Source organism: Borreliella valaisiana VS116, from assembly GCF_000170955.2.
Lineage (GTDB): Bacteria > Spirochaetota > Spirochaetia > Borreliales > Borreliaceae > Borreliella > Borreliella valaisiana.
Map to the genome: position 1 here is coordinate 108,827 of NZ_ABCY02000001.1, position 21,962 is coordinate 130,788.

23 protein-coding genes are annotated in these 21,962 nt (G+C 28.3%); 2 read left to right on the plus strand and 21 right to left on the minus strand.

Annotated elements, in window-relative coordinates; all coding sequences use genetic code 11:
- Window positions 1–67: 67 nt before the first annotated feature.
- Entirely contained in the window at window positions 68–1,432 is a 1,365-nt protein-coding gene (locus BVAVS116_RS00535) for a hypothetical protein (RefSeq protein WP_006068493.1), read from the plus strand.
- A 9-nt stretch (window positions 1,433–1,441) separates the two neighbouring features.
- On the opposite strand, the gene dnaB is transcribed toward BVAVS116_RS00535, so the two are convergent.
- The 6 genes from dnaB to BVAVS116_RS00565 form a co-directional block, all read right to left on the minus strand.
- Window positions 1,442–2,809 carry a replicative DNA helicase gene (gene dnaB / locus BVAVS116_RS00540; protein ID WP_006068775.1) on the minus strand — a complete coding sequence of 456 codons (1,368 nt, stop codon included), beginning with the start codon at window positions 2,807–2,809 and terminating at the stop codon, window positions 1,442–1,444.
- 24 nt (window positions 2,810–2,833) lie between these two features.
- Window positions 2,834–3,334 (minus strand): 50S ribosomal protein L9, encoded by a 501-nt coding sequence (gene rplI / locus BVAVS116_RS00545; RefSeq protein WP_006068207.1) that lies wholly within the window; start codon window positions 3,332–3,334, stop codon window positions 2,834–2,836.
- Between the two features lie 15 nt (window positions 3,335–3,349).
- On the minus strand, window positions 3,350–3,640 hold the full coding sequence (gene rpsR, locus BVAVS116_RS00550) for a 30S ribosomal protein S18 (RefSeq protein ID WP_004792283.1): 291 nt from the start codon (window positions 3,638–3,640) through the stop codon (window positions 3,350–3,352).
- 14 nt (window positions 3,641–3,654) lie between these two features.
- The gene (locus BVAVS116_RS00555) at window positions 3,655–4,104 is read right to left on the minus strand and encodes a single-stranded DNA-binding protein (protein ID WP_006068343.1); all 450 of its coding nucleotides are present in this window, start codon (window positions 4,102–4,104) and stop codon (window positions 3,655–3,657) included.
- A gap of 11 nt (window positions 4,105–4,115) precedes the next feature.
- Complete coding sequence (rpsF, locus tag BVAVS116_RS00560) at window positions 4,116–4,541, minus strand: 30S ribosomal protein S6 (RefSeq protein ID WP_006068237.1); 426 nt, start codon at window positions 4,539–4,541, stop codon at window positions 4,116–4,118.
- A 140-nt stretch (window positions 4,542–4,681) separates the two neighbouring features.
- Window positions 4,682–6,376, minus strand: a complete 1,695-nt coding sequence (locus BVAVS116_RS00565; protein WP_006068408.1) for a PTS transporter subunit EIIC — start codon at window positions 6,374–6,376, stop codon at window positions 4,682–4,684.
- Between the two features lie 203 nt (window positions 6,377–6,579).
- Between BVAVS116_RS00565 and trhA the strand changes: the two genes are divergently transcribed.
- Window positions 6,580–7,284 carry a PAQR family membrane homeostasis protein TrhA gene (gene trhA / locus BVAVS116_RS00570; RefSeq protein WP_006068224.1) on the plus strand — a complete coding sequence of 235 codons (705 nt, stop codon included), beginning with the start codon at window positions 6,580–6,582 and terminating at the stop codon, window positions 7,282–7,284.
- On the opposite strand, the gene rseP is transcribed toward trhA, so the two are convergent.
- From rseP to greA, 15 genes are all read right to left on the minus strand, one after another.
- Entirely contained in the window at window positions 7,277–8,578 is a 1,302-nt protein-coding gene (rseP, locus tag BVAVS116_RS00575) for an RIP metalloprotease RseP (protein ID WP_006068699.1), read from the minus strand. The genes trhA and rseP overlap by 8 nt on opposite strands.
- An 18-nt stretch (window positions 8,579–8,596) precedes the next feature.
- Window positions 8,597–9,454 (minus strand): phosphatidate cytidylyltransferase, encoded by an 858-nt coding sequence (locus BVAVS116_RS00580; RefSeq protein WP_192810715.1) that lies wholly within the window; start codon window positions 9,452–9,454, stop codon window positions 8,597–8,599.
- Complete coding sequence (uppS, locus tag BVAVS116_RS00585; protein ID WP_006068855.1) at window positions 9,444–10,136, minus strand: polyprenyl diphosphate synthase; 693 nt, start codon at window positions 10,134–10,136, stop codon at window positions 9,444–9,446. Before uppS ends, BVAVS116_RS00580 begins: the two co-directional genes overlap by 11 nt.
- A gap of 4 nt (window positions 10,137–10,140) precedes the next feature.
- Window positions 10,141–10,695: a ribosome recycling factor gene (gene frr / locus BVAVS116_RS00590; protein WP_006068344.1), complete on the minus strand. Its 555-nt coding sequence runs from the start codon at window positions 10,693–10,695 to the stop codon at window positions 10,141–10,143.
- Between the two features lie 40 nt (window positions 10,696–10,735).
- Window positions 10,736–11,572: a translation elongation factor Ts gene (tsf, locus tag BVAVS116_RS00595; protein ID WP_192810716.1), complete on the minus strand. Its 837-nt coding sequence runs from the start codon at window positions 11,570–11,572 to the stop codon at window positions 10,736–10,738.
- Window positions 11,572–12,360, minus strand: a complete 789-nt coding sequence (rpsB, locus tag BVAVS116_RS00600) for a 30S ribosomal protein S2 (protein ID WP_006068431.1) — start codon at window positions 12,358–12,360, stop codon at window positions 11,572–11,574. The genes tsf and rpsB overlap by 1 nt, the downstream gene beginning before the upstream one ends.
- Before the next feature lie 222 nt (window positions 12,361–12,582).
- Entirely contained in the window at window positions 12,583–12,861 is a 279-nt protein-coding gene (locus tag BVAVS116_RS00605; protein ID WP_006068313.1) for a hypothetical protein, read from the minus strand.
- Window positions 12,862–12,879: 18 nt separating this feature from the next.
- The gene (locus tag BVAVS116_RS00610; RefSeq protein WP_095456327.1) at window positions 12,880–13,569 is read right to left on the minus strand and encodes a hypothetical protein; all 690 of its coding nucleotides are present in this window, start codon (window positions 13,567–13,569) and stop codon (window positions 12,880–12,882) included.
- Window positions 13,570–13,662: 93 nt separating this feature from the next.
- Window positions 13,663–14,277, minus strand: coding sequence for a tetratricopeptide repeat protein (locus BVAVS116_RS00615; protein WP_006068917.1), 615 nt, complete (start codon window positions 14,275–14,277; stop codon window positions 13,663–13,665).
- Window positions 14,277–15,932, minus strand: a complete 1,656-nt coding sequence (locus tag BVAVS116_RS00620) for a 30S ribosomal protein S1 (RefSeq protein WP_006068798.1) — start codon at window positions 15,930–15,932, stop codon at window positions 14,277–14,279. The genes BVAVS116_RS00615 and BVAVS116_RS00620 overlap by 1 nt, the downstream gene beginning before the upstream one ends.
- A 2-nt stretch (window positions 15,933–15,934) precedes the next feature.
- Entirely contained in the window at window positions 15,935–16,603 is a 669-nt protein-coding gene (cmk, locus tag BVAVS116_RS00625) for a (d)CMP kinase (protein WP_006068690.1), read from the minus strand.
- Complete coding sequence (locus tag BVAVS116_RS00630; protein WP_006068608.1) at window positions 16,587–17,336, minus strand: pseudouridine synthase; 750 nt, start codon at window positions 17,334–17,336, stop codon at window positions 16,587–16,589. Before BVAVS116_RS00630 ends, cmk begins: the two co-directional genes overlap by 17 nt.
- Window positions 17,323–18,102: a hypothetical protein gene (locus BVAVS116_RS00635; protein WP_006068332.1), complete on the minus strand. Its 780-nt coding sequence runs from the start codon at window positions 18,100–18,102 to the stop codon at window positions 17,323–17,325. The genes BVAVS116_RS00630 and BVAVS116_RS00635 overlap by 14 nt, the downstream gene beginning before the upstream one ends.
- 14 nt (window positions 18,103–18,116) lie before the next feature.
- Window positions 18,117–19,211: a recombinase RecA gene (recA, locus tag BVAVS116_RS00640; RefSeq protein ID WP_006068203.1), complete on the minus strand. Its 1,095-nt coding sequence runs from the start codon at window positions 19,209–19,211 to the stop codon at window positions 18,117–18,119.
- Between the two features lie 12 nt (window positions 19,212–19,223).
- Window positions 19,224–21,926, minus strand: a complete 2,703-nt coding sequence (gene greA, locus BVAVS116_RS00645; protein ID WP_006068915.1) for a transcription elongation factor GreA — start codon at window positions 21,924–21,926, stop codon at window positions 19,224–19,226.
- Window positions 21,927–21,962 lie beyond the last annotated feature (36 nt).

Here is a 21,962-nt window from a genome sequence, read left to right on the forward strand (position 1 = left end):
AAATAAAAAAAGTAAACTACTTAACCTAAATTGTTTAATAAAAAAGCTAAAGTGTTATAATTTTGTAGTGCGTTTTAAAAAAATAATATTCATAATATTTATAATTTCTACTTTAAAGGCTTACTCTTATAATCATTCAATCCAATATAAAAATGAAGGTGTTGATAAGTATTATTTTGAAATACTAAATGATGGATTTGGATTTTCATTAAGCGATTTTTTTGATGACTCAAGAAGTGGTTCTTTAATTTTTACCTACACTTCAAAATACAATTTTATAGTAAATTTAGAAGCACATATGTTAACTTTCAGAGGCTATAAAGACTCGCCAAAATCTTTAATTAGTAGAACAGACTTAATTGAAATAGGTTTCATGTATTACTTTCCAATTTTATTGCTAATTAATGGAAAAAATTTCGGAGAAATAGACTTGGGGATTGGAATTAAAAACTTATTATTTGGAGACTGGGGAGGGCACTTAATGCAAAGCATAATTCACCTCATCTTAAATCAACACCGTCCAATTCCAAGTATAAAAAGCTATGATAGCTACAATTACAGAGGATTTCTAAGCTTTGCTCTAAATTATTCTTACATGAGGTTTTTAAATTTAGAAAATTATATGGATTTATCTTATTTTGCAGATTATTTTATCAAAAATAGTATTGGAATTACCTTGAAAAATGAAAATATTGGATTTGATATAAAATTTTACACACAAATTCAAAATCAAATTAACAGCCTTAAAACATATTCAAAAATACAAGAAGCAGAAACAGGAATTGGAATAAATTATCAATTTTACTCTAAAAATTTTTTCATAACAAATAATTTAAATATTAAAAATTTTTCAACCAAAGAAAATTTCTTAAGTGTTGGAGGATTTGGAATAATCATTACACCTGAAGAATACATGAAAATATCAGAATCGAAAAATGAATTTAATATTGTAAGTAATAATTTTTACTTTGGATTTGATATTATGATTCCATTTAAAATAAGAAATTTAATATTTTATAAAATAACTGAAAACATCAACCATTACTTTTCATTATCAACAAATTATTACACCAATTATAATGAAACTAATAGTTTTACAAATCGATTATCGTCGGGAATCATGTATGAATTTTTACCCCAAAGAACATTCAATCCTTACATCATTTCGGGTTTATTTTTTGCCTATAATCAAAATAACCGAGATATTAAAAGCATCTTCAGACCAATAAGAATAAACAACGTTCTTCAAGCTGGAATTGAAAACGAATTGGGATTTTTGTTCAAAATGCTAAAATACCAAAACACCGAGTATGCTTTCAAAATATATTCAAAAATCAGTTATGTTCCTCTAGCCTATAGCCTGGATGAAAAAAAATTAGAAAAACATTCTATTAACTTTAATTATTTAGGAATTGGAGTAATCATTAAATAACAACATTAATCAATAATGGTGGTCTTTGTTAACAAACTTAGTAATGTGCGGTAAAAATAATATATCTGCCCTACCTGTAGGACCATTTCTATGTTTTGCTACAATAACCTTAGTTTCTATTGGTTCTATCTCAGTAGAAGACTCAAATTTAAAATCTTTATCTCTATGAAGTAAAATTACAATATCAGCATCTTGCTCTAATGCTCCCGATTCCCTTAGACTAGCAAGATTAGGTTCACGCCCCTCTGTATCTCTTGTAAGCTGAGATAATGCAACAATAGGAATTTCAAGCTCTCTAGCAAGCTCTTTGAGAGATTTACTAATCGAAGCAACTTGTTCATGCCTTGGAAGATTTTTTGTTTCAAAAGAAATCAGACTGATATAATCAACAAATATTATATCTATACTATAAAATCGCTTAAGCTTTCTAGCTTGAGTTGCTAAAGTTAGTAAACTAATATTTGGAGTATCTTCAATATAAAGCTCAGAATCACTAATCTCATTTACAATATCATTTAATGATTTTATTTCTTGTCCAGATAAAATACTATTTTGAACTTTAAAGCTATCAATACAAGATTGAGACGATATTATTCTTTTTATTAAAGCATCCGCTGTCATTTCAAGCGAAAAAAATCCTACTTTTTTCTTTCCTTCTTTTCTCAATGCTATAGCAGACGCAATATTTAAAGCAAATGCCGTTTTACCAATACTAGGGCGAGCACCAACTATAATAAAATCGCTATTTCTAAAACCTCCAATAAGAGAGTCGACCTTTTTAAATCCACTTGGAATGCCAAAATTTGCTTCCTTTTTTTTCATACTACGTTCATATATCTCATTATGAACACGTTCTGCAATAACTTTAGCATGATAGAGGTTTTTACTAGAATAATCCAACTCAATTGAAAGAATCTTTTGTTGAGATTCTTCAACAATCTCATTAATAGTTTTCGTAGAATCATTGATATAATCATTAAGTTCTTTAGAAACATTTAAAATGCTTCTACGAACACTCTGTTCTTTTACAATTTTTGCATAAACATTTATAGTTCTATCTGTTGGCAAATAAACTGAAAGTGAATCTAAATAATCTGGCAAATTAATTAAATCTTTTTTAACCAAAAGCTGTGTTTTTGGGATGTTCTTAGACACTTCTTCAAAAACAGTAATAGGGTCAATATTTTCTCTTTTTTCATAAAGCGAAACCATTGCTTTGAAAATCAACTTGTGGGTCTCATTGTAAAAATCATCAGCTCTCACATGAAAAGCAATTTGCTCTAATTTATCTGAATTATAAAATATACTAGAAATTACCGCTTTTTCTGCACCATCATTAAAAAGAAGTGCAGAATTCGAAAAAGCTGCTAAAGCCACAAACTACACCCTTTCTCTTCCAGATTACTCATCTACCTTATTTAACTTTTTATTTAAAGACTTTTTATCCTCTTGTTTTTTTTCTTTTTTTATCTCTACTTTAATAATAGAACTAATGCCTTCATAAAGCTTAATTGTCACATCATAAGTTCCAAAAGTCTTTAAAGTTCCATGATGTATATCTATTTTTTTTCTCTCTATATCAAAACCAAGTTTAAAAAGTTCATCAGCAATATTCAAACTGTTAATGCTATGAAACAATTTGCCAGAATCATTAGATTTCATAAAAAATTCTAATTTAACAAGATCAAGCTTAGATTTCAGATCATTGGCAACTTGTTTTTTTGCCTCTTGCTTTTTTAATATTGACCTTCTTTTTTGATTAAAAATTTCAACATTATGTTTATTTGAAAAAACTGCAAAACCTTTGGGTAGTAAATAATTTCTTGCAAATCCATCTTTTACTTCTACGGTATCTCCCTCTCTTCCAAGGTTAATAAAATCTTCCTTTAATATAACTTTCATAATTACCCCAAACAACTATTTTTTTACAAAAGGCAACAAGGCCATATATCTTGCCCGCTTAATTTCTAATGCCAAACGTCTTTGATGCTTAGCAGAAGTTCCAGTAATTCTTTTAGGTAAAATTTTACCTTGCTCGGTAATAAACTTTTTAAGAAAATCAAAATCTTTATAATCAGGATGCTTGCCAGAATCACAAAATTTACATGACTTTCTCTTAAAAAATCTAAAATTTGAATTTTTTTTGAAACCATCTTGCTGATTTTCAAATCTTGAATCTCTTTGATTTACATCTCTATCTTTATACATAAACTTAAACTCCATTAAAAAGGTATATCTTCGCTAAATTTATCATCAACAATATCAACATCTTTACTTGCATCTTCTTTTTTATAGCTTGACAAACTATTAATATCTGAATCTTGCATTTGAAAAGTATTAGAACCTGAACTAAACATTTGTAAATTATCTACAAATATATTCACTTTACTTTTCTTATCGCCCGTATTCCTATCTTGCCAACTTTCATATTTAAGAGATCCACTTACTACAACTTGTTTACCCTTTTTTAAATACTCATTAAGACTTTCGGCTCTTTTTGAAAAAATAACACAATCAAAATATTGTGGATAATCAATCCATTCATCATTTTTCTTCATTCTTCTATTATTAGCTAAAGAAAACCTAAGAACAGCCATACCACTTTCTGTATAAGAAAGCTCAGAATCTCTTGTAAGTCTACCAGATAATACTAATGAATTAATATCAGCCATTAAAAACCCTCTTATTTTCCCTGAATATCTGAGTTTTCAGAGTCTGTTGGTGTTTCAATTTTAGAACCACCTTTAAGACTGTCTTTGTCTTTGTCAATATTGTCTCTAAATTCCCTAAAATTTCTTCTTTTAATTTTTTTAGTATTGATTTTTCTAACTATTTTGACCAAAATCATATACCTAAGCAAATTTTTAATTAACTTAAGCCTTGATTCAAGTTCTTTTAAATTATTACCTTCCATACTAAATTCTATTATTTCGTAACGACCTCTAGCTTGCTTTTTGATAGGATATTCTAAGGCTCTCTCCCCAATAAAATTACTAACAATATCAGTTGCACCAAAAAATTCTAAAGATTTTTTAACCTCTTCTAAAGAACCTTTATACTCAATTTCTTCACTTTTAAACAAAAAACATGCCTCATATCTTTTAATCATTATTAAAACTCCTTATGGTCTATCGCATTACAAAATTTGCAACAAAGGTTACTAGTTAGTATATAAAAGAGATTAATTTTTTTCAACAAGAAAAACTTTATTTATAACGCAAAAGAAGTAATTAAAAAATAATCTCAACCTTAATCTTCTTCTGATTCGCTAAGCTTATAGGTTTTTCCCAACTTGCCTTGCTTCTCAAGTTTTTTGTCTTCTCTCATATCAACATAAGTCTTAAAGCCCTTTTTTACATTATCAACCGCAACCATAACACTAGTCTCAAAAAGACTTTTTGGAGAATAGGTATCAATAGCCTTTTTAATATAATATGCATTAGAACCATAAAAAAGCTGCACCTTGCCATTAACAAACCCTATCTTTAAAACCCCGGCCTCTTTAAGTAAATTATTATCAACAAGCTCAGTATTAACAACATCTATATGCAACCTTGTAGAACAAACATCAAGCTTTGTAATATTATCAAATCCGCCAAGACCTTGAATTAAAAGATGCGCAATCCCAAGGCTCTCTAGCTTGCCTTCTTGACCTTCAAAAAATGGATCGTCTGCAACAAATATCTGAAAATCAAAATATCTATAAAGCCAACTAAAAGTAAAATAATAAAGGGCAAAAAAGATTACTCCTAAAGGCACAACATTAATCCAATTTGTCTTAGAATTCCCTTGAAGTATTCCAAACATAAAAAAATCTAAAAACCCATTAGAAAAAGTACTGCCAATCGTAACATCAAAAAAATTAGCAAGCAACAATGCAAGTCCCGAATAAATGGAATGAACAAAATAAAGTAATGGCGCTGTGAAAATAAATAAAAATTCTAAAGGTTCAGTTATTCCTGTCAAAAAAGCTGTCAAAGCTCCAGAAAAAAGAAGAGCTGCAACCTTACTTTTATCTTCATGAACAATTCCCTTGTAAACTCCTAACGCCGCTCCAGGCAGTCCAAACATAATAGAGATATAAAATCCACTACTAATCTTAGCAAAGCCTGATGAAAATTTACTAAGTGATGGGTCTATCAACTGAGCGTAAAATATATTCTTAAGACCTCTAAATGTCTCACCATTAATCATTTCCACTCCCCCTAAAGAAGTAAATTCAAAGGGAAAAGATAAAATAGAATGCAATCCCAAAGGCAATAACAGCCTATTTAAAAATCCATAAAGAAAACTGCCTAAATAATCAAATCTAAAAACAAAAATACCTAAAGATGCAATTAATTTGTCAAAACTTGACCAAATCAAACAAAAAAATATAGCCAAAATAACGCAAAAAGGCATAATTATTACTACAGGCACAAAATGGCACTCTGAAAAAAAAATAAAAGGCTTTGGAAGCTTTATGTTATAAAATTTGTTATGCAAATAACCAACTACAAGACCTACCACTAAAGATCCTGCAATTCCCGTATTTAAAGTTTGAACGCCCAAAAAATTTATGCGCCCCATAGAAGACATTGCATCTGCTTCAACAAGCCCTGAGAAAGTCTCAATAAAATAATTTTCAGTAATATTAAATGTCAAATAACCAATAAGGCCTGCTAAAGCAGCTGTTCCTTGTCCTATTCTTGCAACCCCAATAGAAATTCCAATAGAAAAAATTAAAGGCATATTGAGAAGAATAGCATTGCCTATAGCCTTCATTAGGCCTAAAATATCTTGAAAAAAAAATTTATCAACATAAACAATATTAGAAGAATTTGAAAATACAGATCCAATACCAATCAATAAACATGAAACTGGTAAAACAGAAATAGGCACTCGTAGTGCTTTAGAAAATTTTTGCAAACTTGAAAAGTTAATTATTTTAATAAAATTAATCATGCTAAGCCTCTCCCAATGCTAATTCAAGCAAACACTATCTATTATAAAGCTTTTTTTGCAAAAAAAAACTTTACTTATAAAACAAACCAAATAATAAGATTTAATAATTCATTTAAGATTTAATTTAATCTTGAGAAAAACTTACAATTAAAGTAATGTATTATATATTTTTCATAAATAAATGATTAAACGGAGGCAAAATTGTGCTTACAGAAACCAAACTTAAAAATTACTCATTAAGTGATGTTAACACAAGTAAAATACCAAAAAATGAACTTTTTAGTTCTATATCCCACCTTTTTGGAATTATTTTGTCTATAATTGGAACAACAATTCTTATTACAATATCCGCTCTTAAGAAAAAAGATTTACATATACTTGTATTCTTTATTTATGGATTTTCAACAACTCTATTATATGCAATGAGCACTCTTTACCACATATTTCCGAAAGGAAGCAAGATAAAAAAAATATTTAGAAAATTTGATCATATTTCAATATTTATTCTAATAGCAGGAACATATACTCCTGCATGCGCAATTCTTGTACCAAACAAATCAGGACTAATAATCTTATGTATAGTATGGGGTCTAGCTATAATAGGAATCATTTTTAAAGCAATATTTACAAATAGCCCTGGGTGGTTTAATGGATCTATATTTATAATCATGGGATGGATCATACTTTTTAAAATTAAACCCATTTATAAGGCTCTTAATGGAAAAGGATTTTTTTGGCTAGTTTTTGGTGGAATCGTATATACAATAGGCGGAATAGTATACATTTTAAGTAAAAAATTTAACCCAAAAATCAACATGAAAATGCATGATGTATTTCATATATTGATAATAATAGGATCAGTATCTCACTTTTGGCTCATGCTAAAATATATTTCTAATTTTAATTAAATATATGTAAAAGACCCTTCAAATCGTTAAAAAGGCCTAAGCCAAAAAGAAACAGCGCCAAAAAAATACCAAAGCTATAAAAAGAATAAATGGTTTTGGCCTTAAATCTTTTTCCACGTAAAAGTTCAATAAAGGTTATAAAAATTTGTCCTCCATCAAAAACAGGTATTAAAATAAAAAACAGATTCATACCAGCAAGAATCAAGCTTAAAAAAGAAATACTATTAATCCAATACAATATCCCTAAAGAATATGATGAAGAGAGAATGTTTACAATTCCAACAGGGCCTGATACACTCTTAGAAGTATTTAAAAAATTTGTTATCAATAAAAAAATAGAATATAAAATATCTTGCAAAGCATTTACAACCTTAAAAAAAGAATTTTTAACAGCACTTGAAACATTCTCTACTTTAATTATCCTTTTTAAAGGTGGTGAAAAATATATGCCGATAATTTTATTTTTATCCTGAAATACTAATTTTGAAGAAAAAATTTCTCCATTCCTAGCAAACTTAATCTCCACAACATCCGAATTTAAATTCTTAAGCAAATCATCTAAATCTCTCTTATTTTTCAAAAAAATATTATCAATGCTAATTATTTGGTCACCCGATTTCATTCCCGCAATCTCAGCAGGAGAATTTAAAACTACATCTGCTACCACAAGGTCAATCCAAGGGCCAATTTCTTTTAAAAAATCTTGCAAATTAACAGTCTTTTCAAAAGAAATATTTTCTTTTTCCCTTAAAACATCAAATGTAACTGTGGATCTTTCCTCCGGAATAATATTTTTCAAATCAGAAAAATATTCAATTTTTTTATTATTAACCTTTAATATGACATCGCCATCTCTAAATTTATCTTTCAAAAAAGAATTTTTATTTAAAATATTAATCTTTGAAGGATGATCGAAATATGTAACACCCATCATGCTTATAAAAATGAAAACAATAAATGAAAAGATCAAATTAAACAAAGGGCCTGCAAAATATATTAAAATTTTTTTAAAATGCGAAATTCCAAACAAAGAATCTTTATCTGCTTCTAATTCTTTATTTGCCTTAAGTTCTTTTTCTAAGTGATCAAATCCTTTAAGTTTGCAATATCCTCCTAAAAGGATCGGTGAAAGTCTATACTCAGTATTATTAATTTTAAACTTTAATATGCTAGGACCTATGCCCACAGAAAAAGCTTCAACCTTAACTTTAAAAAGTTTAGCAAATAAAAAGTGCCCCAGCTCATGAATAAATATTATAAAACTAAGAGCAAGTACACTAAAAAGAATATACATAATTTCCTCCAAAAATCACTAAGATAAGTATAAATAAAATATGGGACCCGTCAAAAGAAAAGAGTCAATCGAGTCAAGAGCCCCACCTCTACCAGGAATGATTTTTCCAGAATCTTTTACTCCAGCACTTCGTTTTAATCCAGATTCAAATAAATCACCAATAATGGTGAAAACTCCAATCAAAATGCCCAAAATAATAGATTCTCCATAGCTTAAATTTATTAATCTAAAAACTACCGCAAATATAGCAGTAAACACAGAAAACAAAATACCCCCAAAAAAACCCATTAATGTTTTATTTGGACTAATAATAGTGGGACGATAGCTGTTTTTACCCAAAAAATATCCAAAAAGATATGCAAAAGTATCGTTTCCACTTACCATAGCAAAAAGTATTAACATTAAAAATGGGGCCTTGGGCAAAGTTGTAATAGAAACTATAAAAGACATTAATACACCGGGATATATAAGTATAAAAAGTATTGACGTTGCTTGAGACAAAAAATTTCCAATCTCATGTTCTTTGATAAAAACCAAATTAACAATCCAATTACTAAACACTAATGCTATAACCAAGTAATATACCACATTCATGCCTAAATAAAAAACATTAAAATGAATATACGTTAAAATTGGGGGCACAATCCCTAAAAAAAAAGATAATATGCCTGAAAGTCCTGACGATTTAAATCTTAATAAATCATTAACTTCTTTTGCAGCAAAACCACTAAATATAAAAATTAAAACATTAAGAAATAAATAATTTTTAAAATCTAAAAATATTAAAAATAAAATTAAAGGAACAAAAAATAAAAATGTTCCCAACCTTGCAAAAAAAGTGAATCTAGTAACCTTACTCAATAAATCATCTCCCAAAATTTCTTATTCTAAATTGAAAACATTCCAAATCTTTACTATACTCATTGCCATAATATTCAGGCCACAAAACATTTGAAAAAATTAATTCAGAATAAGCGATCCTCCATAAGAAAAAATTACTTATTCTAATATTTCCACCTGTACGTATTAAAAGATCAAGATCGGGCAGTTCTGGATTATCCAAAAAATTGGAAAAAGTATTTTCATCTAAAGACTCTAAATCAAAATCGCTTGAAACAAATTTTTTAATAGCTCTAAGTATTTCATTGCGACCCCCATAATTAATTGCTAAATTTAAAATAAGGTTGTTAAAATTTTTAGAAAAACTAGTAGAATCTTTTATAGAACTTTTTACTTCTTCACTTAAAGAATCAATATCTCCTGAAACTATTATTTTTATCCCATTTTTTTTGTAAAAATTAAATTCGGCTCTCAAATAGCTAGCAATTAAAAACATTAACTTTTCTATTTCACAATCATTTCTTTTCCAATTTTCAGTAGAAAATACATAAAAGGATAAATATTTGATACCTACCTTTAAAGAATGTTTAACTATTTCTTTTGCTCTTTTAAGACCTTCTTTATAACCTTCCAAAAAAGACAATCCCTTACCTAAAGCCCACCTTCTATTGCCATCCATGATGATTCCAACGTGCCTTGGAAGAGAATTTTTATTCACGGTTTTAAACTTCCATTATTTCTTGAATTTTAGATTCTAAAATCGTATCTATCTTTTTAATATAAATATCTGTGGATTTCTGAATATCATCTAAAATTCTTTTTAAACTGTCCTCTGTTATTTCTGATTCTTTTTCTTGCTTTTTAACCTTATTGTTTAAATCCTGTCGTATATTTCTAGTTGAAATTTTATGTTCCTCCGCTATTTTTTTAGCATGCTTTACAATATCTTGCCGTCTTTCGCTAGTTAAAGCTGGAACCTTAATTCTAATAACCGAACCATCACTTGAGGGGTTCATAGAAAGGTCAGAATTAAGTATGGCTTGTTCTATCTTATTCAATATACTTTTATCCCAAGGTTGAATGACAACAAGCCTTGCTTCAGGAATTCTAATACTTGACACTTGAGTTATAGGCGTTCTTTGGCCATGGTATTGAATAAAAATTTTATCAAAAATATTACTACTAATTCTACCTGTTCTTAAAGTTTTATATTCATTATCAAGCGATAAAAGAACTTTGCTCATCTTTTCATCTAGAAAAGCCTTATAATCTTCCATATAAACTCCTCCTTGCTGATAAAAAGCAGTACATCATTATCTACCCTATTCCTAAATACTTAAACTCAACTATTTCTACCTTGCTTGAAATTGCTTTTGAAATTTCTTCCAACATTTCCCTAACAGTGATTTTATCATTTTTTACAAAACTTTGTTCAAGAAGAGAAATTTCAGCAAGATGTTTTTTTACTTTTCCAGCAACTATACCTTTGACTATGCTTTCTGACTTACCACTAAATTCTAATTGTTTAGCAAATATTTCTTCTTGCTCTTTAATATAACTTGGACAAACATTATCACTTCTCAAATAAATAGGAGCAAACGCAGCCACATGCAAAGCCAAATCCATAGCAAAATTTTGTAAAATTTTATCTTCAGTTTTAGAAAAATCATCTACTTTCAATTTAACTAAAACGCCTATCTTAGATTGTTCACCATGCAAATAAATTTTTACAAATTCATTAGATTGAATTTCGGTAATAAAAATTTTTTTAACCTGAATATTTTCTTTTATCGTAGCTGCTAAATTTTTAAGCTCTGACTCTTGAGAAGTAGTTAAAGAATTTCTTCCGTTCTCTACTAATTCTTTAATTAAAGAATTGCCCAAATTAACAAAATTATGATTTAAAGCAACAAAGTCTGTTTCACAAGAAACAAGTAAAAGTCCAGCATGAATATTGTTTGAATATGAGAATACTCTGCCTTCTTTTGCGTCTCGATCAAGTCTTTTCTCGGCAGATGCAATTCCCATTTCTCTAAGTTTTTTTTTAGCCAATTCAAAGTCTCCACCAGCAGCAGACAACGCTTTTTTACAATCTCCAAAACCAGCATTAGTTTCTTCTCTAAGCTTTTTTACATCTTGAGGACTAATAATGATCATAAATTACTCTCTCCCTCTTCAATAGAATCACTTTTATCATTTTTAATTTCAATTTCTTTCATCAAATCTTCTTCATTCAAATTTTCAATTATTTGAATACCGACCTCTTTATCACTTTCTAAAATAGCATCAGATATTATTTTGGTAAACAAAGCAACAGAACGAATAGCATCATCATTGCCGGGAATTGGGCAATCAATAACATCCGGATTACAATTTGTATCAACCACAGAAATAATAGGAATTTTTAATTTTCTAGCCTCATTAATAGCTATTTGTTCTCGCTTAGGATCAATGATAAAAATAGCACCTGGAAGTGTCTCCATGTCTTTGATACCTGTTAAATTTTTAGCTAATTTTAATTTTTCACGATTGAGTTGTGAAATCTCTTTCTTACTTATCATATCAAAAGTTCCATCAACTTCCATCTTTTCTAGCTTTTTTAATTTTTGAACAGATTTTCTAATTGTATTAAAATTAGAAAGCATACCCCCAAGCCATCTATTGTTAACATATGGCATATCACTTCTTCTTGCTTCTTGTTCAATTATCTCACTAGCTTGCTTTTTGGTCCCAATAAAAAGTACCTTTTTACCATCCTTTATCACCCTTTGAACAAGCTCATAAGAATCTTTAATCCCCTGTAAAGTTTTTTGAAGATCTAATATATGTATTTCATTTCTCTCAGAAAAAATAAATCTTTTCATTCTAGGATCAAGCCTTTTTACCTGATGACCAAAATGTACCCCAGCTTCCAATAAGCTCTTCATCGTAATAATTGCCAAATCAACCTCCTATTATCCTTCTCTTTTACTCACTATGACAACACATAGCGGAAATTATACAATCTTTTATATGAATATAATAAAACAATCCAATTAATAAGTCCACTAAATCAAAACAAACATCTTTCTCTTTAATAAAATTATCAACAAACCACATTAATAAAAAATACTAAAAGCTAAGTTGATATATAACTCTACCTAATTCTTTTAAAAATCATTCTTTTACAAATCGTTCTTATTTCTTTCAGAGAATTTAATCAAACCTATTAAAACAACTGAACCTAAAATAGGAAATAAATAAAGAACTAGATCTATTTGCCTTTCATAATAATCAGAATAGAAAAAAGGAATAAAAAATAAAAATACAATGCCACCTAAAAAACTTATTAAATAAACTACTACAAACTTAAAATTCAATATATTTAAAAACATAACAAAAAAGCTTACTAAAAAAGAAATAACAATGTTTGTTAAAATTAAATGAGAAAAAAATACTATCATAATTCCCCCTAAAACTAACTAGTCAGATAAACTAAATCCCGATAAATCCCCAAGATCGATAAGAACACTGTAAGCATCGTCAACAATACTGCCTACACCCATAACAAAAATTGCCAAATTATATTTGGGGGCAATATCTTTTGTAAAAAAATCGTCATTTATATGCTTTAGATCAATTGGTCTTTTATCTTTGTCTAAAAAATTAGACTTTTTAATAGATTTTGAAAAACCTATATATTCCCCTTTGTCAATGTAGGACCTATATATGTTTTTCTTCTCAAGAATCACGGGAGACGAAGAAGTACTTCCATTTCTTACAATAATAAAAGCCTCACCAGGAACATTTTTTCTTAATTCTCCAAAATTTATTTCAAAATATAAAGGCAATTTTCTATCGACCCACTCTTTATTTAATCTAAAAACAGGTTTACCCGAATAAGTATTAGAGCTCAAATTTATTTTATAAAACCCTCTATTATTAAATGCACTAACATTGTCAAAAACACCCTTTAAAGCTTCAAAATCTTTTTCCACGCTTTTTCGAAAACTACTTATATGATAATTAGCGCCTTCTGGATAAAACTTATAATATATATCAAAACCCCTTAGATTTTCAGCTGCTTGATTAGAAAAATAGCCTGCCGGCAAAAAAAAGGCTAAAGAATCTCTAGAAATTCGATTATCAATCTTTTCTGGCGAAGGAAGTATTAAAACATTATCAAGACCACATCCAAAAAACTCTAGGCACAATATAAAATATAAGATAAAAAAAATTATAAAACCTCCCTCCAAAAATACAAATTAATTTTGCTTAAGTTCTAAAATTTTATTATTTGCTATATTTATATATAAATTATTTTCATAAGGAAATTTAACAATCTCTTCATACACTTTTAAAGCAAGATCTTTATCTTTTTCCTCTATCAATACTGCCTTACTCAAAAGAGCTCTCACCTTTAAAAAACCTAAACTGGTACTATTAATAAGATCCTCATAAACCAATAAAGCATCTTCTTTTAATCCCATTTTTTCATAAACTGCAGCTTTATTAATAAAAGCAATTTCGCTTTCAATACCTTTTGCCTTAATAACAATATCCAAATCTTTAATAGCCTCATCATACTGTGCTTGACTTTGCAAGTAAATAGCTCTAGCTAAATAAAACCTTGAAATAAAATAAGATGAAATTTCTTTTTCCTTTGAAATAAGTTCCTTTATCTTAAGAGATATTTTTTCTCTCTCTTTAGCATCATTTTCTTTTAAATAGTCATGTAAATCCTTTTCAAGATTTTCTACTATTTCTCCACCACTCTTTACATAATCTTTGCCTAAAGAATTATAAAAAACAACAACAACAATAGATACAAACACAAAAATAATAGCAATAAAAAAAACTAAAAGACCATTCTTAGCCATTATTCATCCCTCTTTAGCAAATTTTCAAATGGCTTATAAGATTCCTCATCATTGCCCTTAAATAAATAAGAAGAAATCTCTTCTCTTGATCTTTGATTTTCATACTCCCGATAAGAAAGCAACACCGATTTGTCTTTAGAATCAATACTTGTTATTACCACTTTAAGCTTATCTCCAATGTTTAATTTTTCAAAAGTTTCTAAACTAGATTCTTTTGTATCTCCTAGTTGAATTTTACTAATAAATCCCATTATTTTATTATAAACTCTTACTTGAAAGCCTTTTGACTTTTTCTCTACAATCTCAACCTCAATAGCATCACCTTTTTTATAGCTTTTAGAAAAATCTTCCCAAGGGCTCTCTTCTAACTGCTTGATTCCTAATCTAACATTTCTCTTACGTCTGTCAACCTCAAGTACTTTCCCATTCACTAAATCGCCTATCTTGAAATATTCTTCAGGATCAATCTCTTCAAGCCAAGAAATATCAAACTTACTCACATAAGCATCTATACCTTCTTCAATATTTACAAAAGCACCCGTTTTTGTAATATTAGTAACAACACCTTGAATAACCTTTCCAATAGGATATTTCTCAGTTAATCTCTCCCAAGGATTCTCATTGATCTGTTTAATACCCAGTGATATTCTTTGATTTTCTTTGTCTATCTCTAAAATCTTAACTTCTACTATCTGACCAAGCTTTATTAATTCTTGAGGACTCTTTATTACTCTTATCCAAGAAAAATTACTTATATGCAAAAACCCCGACAATTCGCTGTCAAGCTCAATAACAGCTCCAAAGGGTAAAATTTTTACAACTTTCCCTTTTACAATGCTATCAATTTTATATTTAACATCTACAGAATCCCAAGGATTTGCCTTTAAGGCCTTAAGAGACAATTCCATTTTGCCTGTTTGTGGATTTATTTTAATAATTTTCAACTTTAACTTATCGCCAACTCTAACAAAATCTTCAATATTTTCAACTTGATTAAAGGCAATATTTCTTTTATGTAAAATTCCTGTAACAAAATTTTTAATTTTTACAATTGCACCATATTCTGTAATACGATCAACCACGCCATCAACCACATCTTCTTCATTGTAAGAACTTACTAGCTCTATTCTCTTAACAAGCTCTCTTTCTCTTTCTAAAGTACGCCTATCAAGAATAAGCCTCAAACCGTCCGATTCACTTGCTTCAAGAATATAAAATTCAACAATAAGACCTCTTTTTAATTTCTCATCCTTAGATTTAGAGCTTAAATAAAAAGGCATAAAGCCAGAAACATTTTCATTAATTTGAATCTTATAACCATTCGAAAGTTCAGCCAAAACTTTACCTTTGATTATTTTTTTATTTTGAATATATTCATTTACTTTATCTTGGAAATTTAAAGATTCAAGTTTTTCAACACTTAAAATCAGACCTAATTCTCCACCTATTCTTACAACAATTGCTTCAAGTTTATCACCAATTTTGGGAATATTTTCAAATTCTTCAATCTTGATAAAGCCTTCTGATTTATAACCAATATCTACTAGAACATAATCCTTCATAATATTAACAATAGTACCAGAAACACGACTTCCAAGCTCTACTCTTTCAAGTACTTTCAAATAATTTTCTTGTAAATCTTTTTGATTTTCCATTCTCACCTCTCTCTTACTTTTTTCAAATTAAACTTTTCTATTATAATATTACATACATCGTCTAATCCTTTGTAGCTTGTATCAAGGTAAAAAACCCCTTTTGATAATTTTAATTTACCATATTGTTTTCTCTTGTCAACATTATCTCTTATTTCTAGAGTACGCTCTAATTCTTCTAAAGTTTCATTCCCATTTCTTTGCTTATATCGCCTCAAAGCTCTAACTTTAACGGAAGCATCAAGATATATTTTGAATTCAGATTCTGGAAAAACAATAGTAGTAATATCTCTACCTTCTATTATATAATTATCATCGCTAAATTTAACAATCTCTCTTAACTTTTTATTCACAATATTTCTTATTCCAATATAAGAAGAATAAAAAGAAACTTGAAAATCAATCTTATCGTTTAAAATTTGATTTTCAACATTCTCTCCATTAAGCAAAAAGCTGGAATTATTAAAACTTATATCATTCTCAAGAATTAAATTCAAAAGTCTATTCTCGCTAATAAAATCGCAGCTACTACTCATGGAAGATCTTTGGGCAATTAAAGTTATTATCCTATAAAGATAACCAGAGCTTATAAATTTATAGCCCAGTTTTACACCAAGCTCTCTTGCAATTGAACTTTTTCCTGATGCCGAAGGTCCATCAATTGCTATTATCATTTGAATTCTCCAACCTGGATTTCAACTTATTTATCTTAACTAAAGGAACAATTTTTACTTGACCTTCCCTTAAACTATCCAAATTAATATTGCCAATTCTAATTCTATGAATTTTTTTTAAAAAAACATTTTTGCTTAAAAACACTTTTCTTATTTCTCTATTTTTCCCCTCATCTAAAATCAATCTAGCAGAATTTTTATTTAAAATTTCATAAGATTTTAATTTAAAAAATTCTTTTTTTATCTTTATACCCGACTTAAAAGAAATAAGCAAATTTTCATCAATATCTTTTTTTGATTCAATAATATATTCTCTTTCAACTTTTCCTTTTGGATGAATAATATAATTTGCAAATTTACCATCATTAGTGAATAATAAAAGTCCAGAGCTTTTAAAATCAAGCCTACCAATTGAAAATATACGCTCTTTAAACAAAGGCTGGACTAAAGATATTGCTAACTTTCTTCCATTAACATCAAAATTGGAACATAAATAATTTTTAGGCTTGTTAAGAGCCAGATAAATTTTACTTTTACTTTGAAAGTCTGTAAAAACATAAATCTGTTTCTTATAAGTTATTCTGTCCCCTAAAGCTACTTTATCACCAAGCTTAGCAATAGAGCCATTAACTCTTACGAGCTTCTTTTTTATCAACTCTTCGCAAAACCTTCTTGACCCTACTCCCTTTTCAGCTAAAAACACTTGAACTCTAGGGGTTTTAAGTGCAATCATTAATTTTACAACCTCGATACAATACTAATTTATTATTTAGATATCCTAAATTCACAATATTAAGCATATTACACTCAAGAGATACTAAAAAATAAGAAAATCTCTCAAAAGAATAATTATCAGCATTAAAATCTAAAAGAGAATCAAAAATTACACTACTCTCTTTATTTAAAATAGAAATAATTTTCATTTTTTTCTCAAAAATTTTCAATTCATATTTATTACAAATAGCCTTAAATTTTTTATTGCACAAAAAATTTTTATTAATAACTTTTTTCTTCAATACACTAGGCCTTCTCTTTAAATTTTTATTTTTATTTTTATTTTTATTTTTATCATTAGCAATAGTATTAATATTTTTAACAAAATTACCACTATAGCCAAAAATAAAATCTTCAATCATTTTTGAGTCATAAAATTTAAAATTCTTTATTTGATTTAATTGTAATTTTTCATTTTCTCTATTCTTGCTATGAACTATTAACTTTTCTACAATTTTGCGTTCTACTTTATCTTTGTATTCAAGCTTTAATGGAAATAAAATTTGAGTTTTCCAATAAAATAAATTGTTAGCAAGATAAAAAAAATCAATAAGTCCCCTAATACTTATATTAAGATCGCTTGAAACATTTATGAACTCTTCAATTATTTGATTTAAACTTAAAGTTCTTAAGACACGTCTATTCATGTTAACATATTCAAAAAAAAGCTCTATTCCACCTGTAAAATTATCAAGACTGATGGAATAGCTACTTAATTCTGACATTTAAACTTTCCCTACTACTCATATTCATTTTCCTTAAATTCAATAGAATTAACATTTTCTTTATCAAAATTATTAAAAATTATTTTTCTAAGCCTCTTGTCCAAATCATTTGTAAGTTCTACTTCTTTGCTAAGATATTCAATAACACTCTCTCTCCCCTGTCCCAACTTATTATCTCCTAATGAATACCAAGACCCTGTTTTTTGTATTAAATTATGTTTAATAGCAGCATCTAAAATACCAGCTTCTCTTGAAATACCTTTCCCAAAATAAATTACTAATTCTACCTTACGAAAAGGTGGGGCAACCTTATTTTTCACAATCTTAACTCTAATCTTATTGCCAATAACGTCATCACTTGAGCCTGATCTGGTTACTTGTTCGATTTTTCTAACCTCAAGTCTAAGAGATGCATAAAACTTTAAAGCATGACCACCAGTAGTAGTCTCAGGATTGCCAAACATAATACCAATCCTCATTCTTATTTGATTGATAAACATAATGCAAGTATTAGATTTAGAAAGTATACCCGTAATCTTTCGAAGCGCCTTACTCATTAGCCTAGCTTGAAGACCAATCTGAGAATCTCCCATTTCTCCATCTATCTCTAATTTAGGGGTTAAAGCTGCTACAGAATCAACTACTATCAAATCAATACCACCGCTTCTGATTAAATGCTCAGCAATCTCAAGAGCTTGCTCTCCGGTGTCAGGCTGACTAAGCCAAAGTTCTGCAACATTAACTCCCAAAGCTTTTGCATAAACAGGATCAAGAGCATGCTCAGCATCAATAAAAGCAGCTATACCACCTTCTTTTTGAACCTCAGCAATCGCTTGAAGAGTCAAAGTAGTCTTACCAGACGACTCAGGACCAAAGATTTCTATTATGCGACCTCTAGGATATCCACCAATACCAAGAGCTTCATCTAACACAATAGATCCACTTGATATGCTAATTATGCCTTTTCCAACAGGAGATTCTCCCATCTTAATAAGACTTCCTTTTCCAAAAGTTTTTTCTATTTGAACTCTTGCAAGTTCAATAGCTTCCTCTTTGTTTGCTCTCTCTATACTAACAACCTTTTCTCTTTTTTCCTTTAACTTTGACATTCTTAATTTTTCCTAGCTAAATTTTATGGGCTCTATTTTTTTTACAAAATATCTAAAATTAGTATTATTTATAACAAAATTGAGACTATCTCCTTCCTTAGAATCAAGTAAATTTTCTCCAAAAGGTGATTTATATGAAATAATGCCTTCATCAGGGTTTGATTCCCAGGGTCCAAGTATTAAATAAGATTCATCTTTACCTGTAGCCTCATTTAAAATGATAACCTTAGTCCCAAAACCAACAACAGAACTTTGAAGATCTTTAGTATCTATAACTTTTGCATTCTCTATTTCCAACATTAAAGAGTTTAATCTTTTTGTCAAAAACTGTTGTTTTTCCTTAGCAGAATGATATTCAGCATTTTCTTTTAAATCACCAAGTTCACGAGCTTTCCCAATTTCTTTTGAATTTTCTGGAATTTCAACTTCCTTTAAATATTTAAGCTCTTTTTGCTTTTTATTCAAAGAGCTTAATATGGTTAAAAATCCAATTTCCATTCTCTCGCCTGTAAGTTGCATTTTTTCATCTTCAAACTCAACTGAATCAAATAATTGCCTTATTATAGATTTAATCTCTAAAAGATCCTTTGGCGGAAAATCTTTTACATAAAAACAGGTCATATAAACTCTCTTTGCAAGCTCTTCATCTTTAACATACCCCAAGACCGATTTAAGATATTCATCTTTAACTAAAAGATTAATTACCATTTTATAAATTCTTTTACTTGCAACAGAATTATTTTTATTATTAATTTTAATAACACTATCTGTTAAAATCTTAATCAAATTAGCTAAAAGATCCGAATCCGAATAACTCAGCTCAATAGAATAGGTTTTATAGTGCTTCAAAATCCAAATATAAGCATCTTTATAGATCTTATAATTTTTTATAACATAATTAAATAATTTTCCCACTTCTTTAGGATCTTCTTTGTAAAGTGATTCAACCAATTTCTTATTAACAGAATGAGGAAAAAGTTCCTTATAGTACAAAATCCAATTACTAAGTTCTTTTTTAATTAAAATAACCAATTCTTTTTTAATTTCTGCATTCAAAATTGAATCAAAAAGATCTACTATTCCTTTTGGATACTCCTTTAAAAGGGATTCCAAATTAACATTTTTTTCTATATTAACTTTTGATGACAACTCTTCAGAAAAATTACCTAAAGATTTAAGAATAACGTAAGAACTTATAACATGATGATCAACCTTTGTAAAATTGTTAACATAAATTAAAAAATAGTTGAGCATCTCTTCTTCAATATGTAAATCCTTAACAATTCCTTTAACATTACAATAGTTTATAAATATCTCGTATCTTTTATAAAAATCTTTCTCAATTTTAAATTTATCATACATTTTTTCATTCAAATTGGAAGATCTCTCATTATATACATAACAATCAAGCTTCCCAGAATCCATAACAAAATGGGGGTTATCCTTTAAAATTTGCTTTGCTTTCAAGCTCCATGAATTCCATGAACTTTGAGTCATCAAGCTTGGCACTAACTCTTTTTTTATTCCCTTTAAATCAATGGCTTTATAACTTTTTATAATAACTTTTATAGCCCACTCAATATCTTTTTTCACTCTATCTGCAAGTTCCTCTTTGGGTGTTATAGCCTTTAATACCCTAATATCCTCTCTGCTAAGGGGAGAAAGAGCCGACATTGCCATATCAAAGCCAATAAAATGACCCCTTTTGGAAACAAAATCAACAGTAATGCCATGATCATTTACATCCCTTACTATTCCAACAGACCAAGTCTGATGATAAACAAAGTTGCCTTTTGCAAAAAACAAATATTTTTCAAAATCTGAATATACGTCAACAAAATTTTTATCTAAGTTTTCAATATCAGACTTTACAAGATAATCCTCAATATTCTTTACATCTTTATATCTTTCTCTTAAAAATTTAACTAAATTTTCTCTTGCTTTATGATTTTTATTGTCAAGTTTTAAAATACCTTTTAAAATTTCTATTGTTTCATCAATATTATCAGTCAAAGAATAATGATCAAATAAATCTTCATAAAGAACTATAGCCTTTTTAAATCCAAGATCTTTTTCAATTTTTTGTAAAATAAGTAAAAAAGAATCAAAATCATCTGAGACATAATGAATAAGCTTTGCCCATACTTCTCTAATTCCTGACATTTGTTTTTTATCAATAAAACGATAAATAGCCTTTCTAAAATAAAAAATTGATTTTTGCAAATCAACAGTTTCATAATAAGTAGCAAGTTGTCTTACAAACACAGTATCATTAATATCTGCTTCAACAATTCTAGTCCAAATACTTGGAAGCTTATCATTTTCATTATTTTGGGCATATATTTTTGCAAGAGTATAAAGAGCGTGCTTATTTTCAGAAATAAAAAGCATTTCATTACATATATGCTCAACAAGAGTCCATTTTAAATTTTGAGAAAATAAATCAATAACAGCAAGCAAATTCATATCATTTAAAGGGCGCCTACTATATATAAGCATTCCAGAAATATAAAGACCTGCTATACTTTTTTTAACATCCTTTAAATGTTTGCCACAAATATCAAGCACATCCTCTGTTAACCCTTCATCAATTATATTATCTATCAAATCATCCAATTCTTTTATTTTAGCAAGAGAATAGTTATTAACAACTATTCTTGTCCATTTATCTTCTTGCAAAATACTATCTAATTTTTCTATGGTAACATTAGACATTAAACTCTCCTAACATTGATTTTTAGTGTCAAGCAA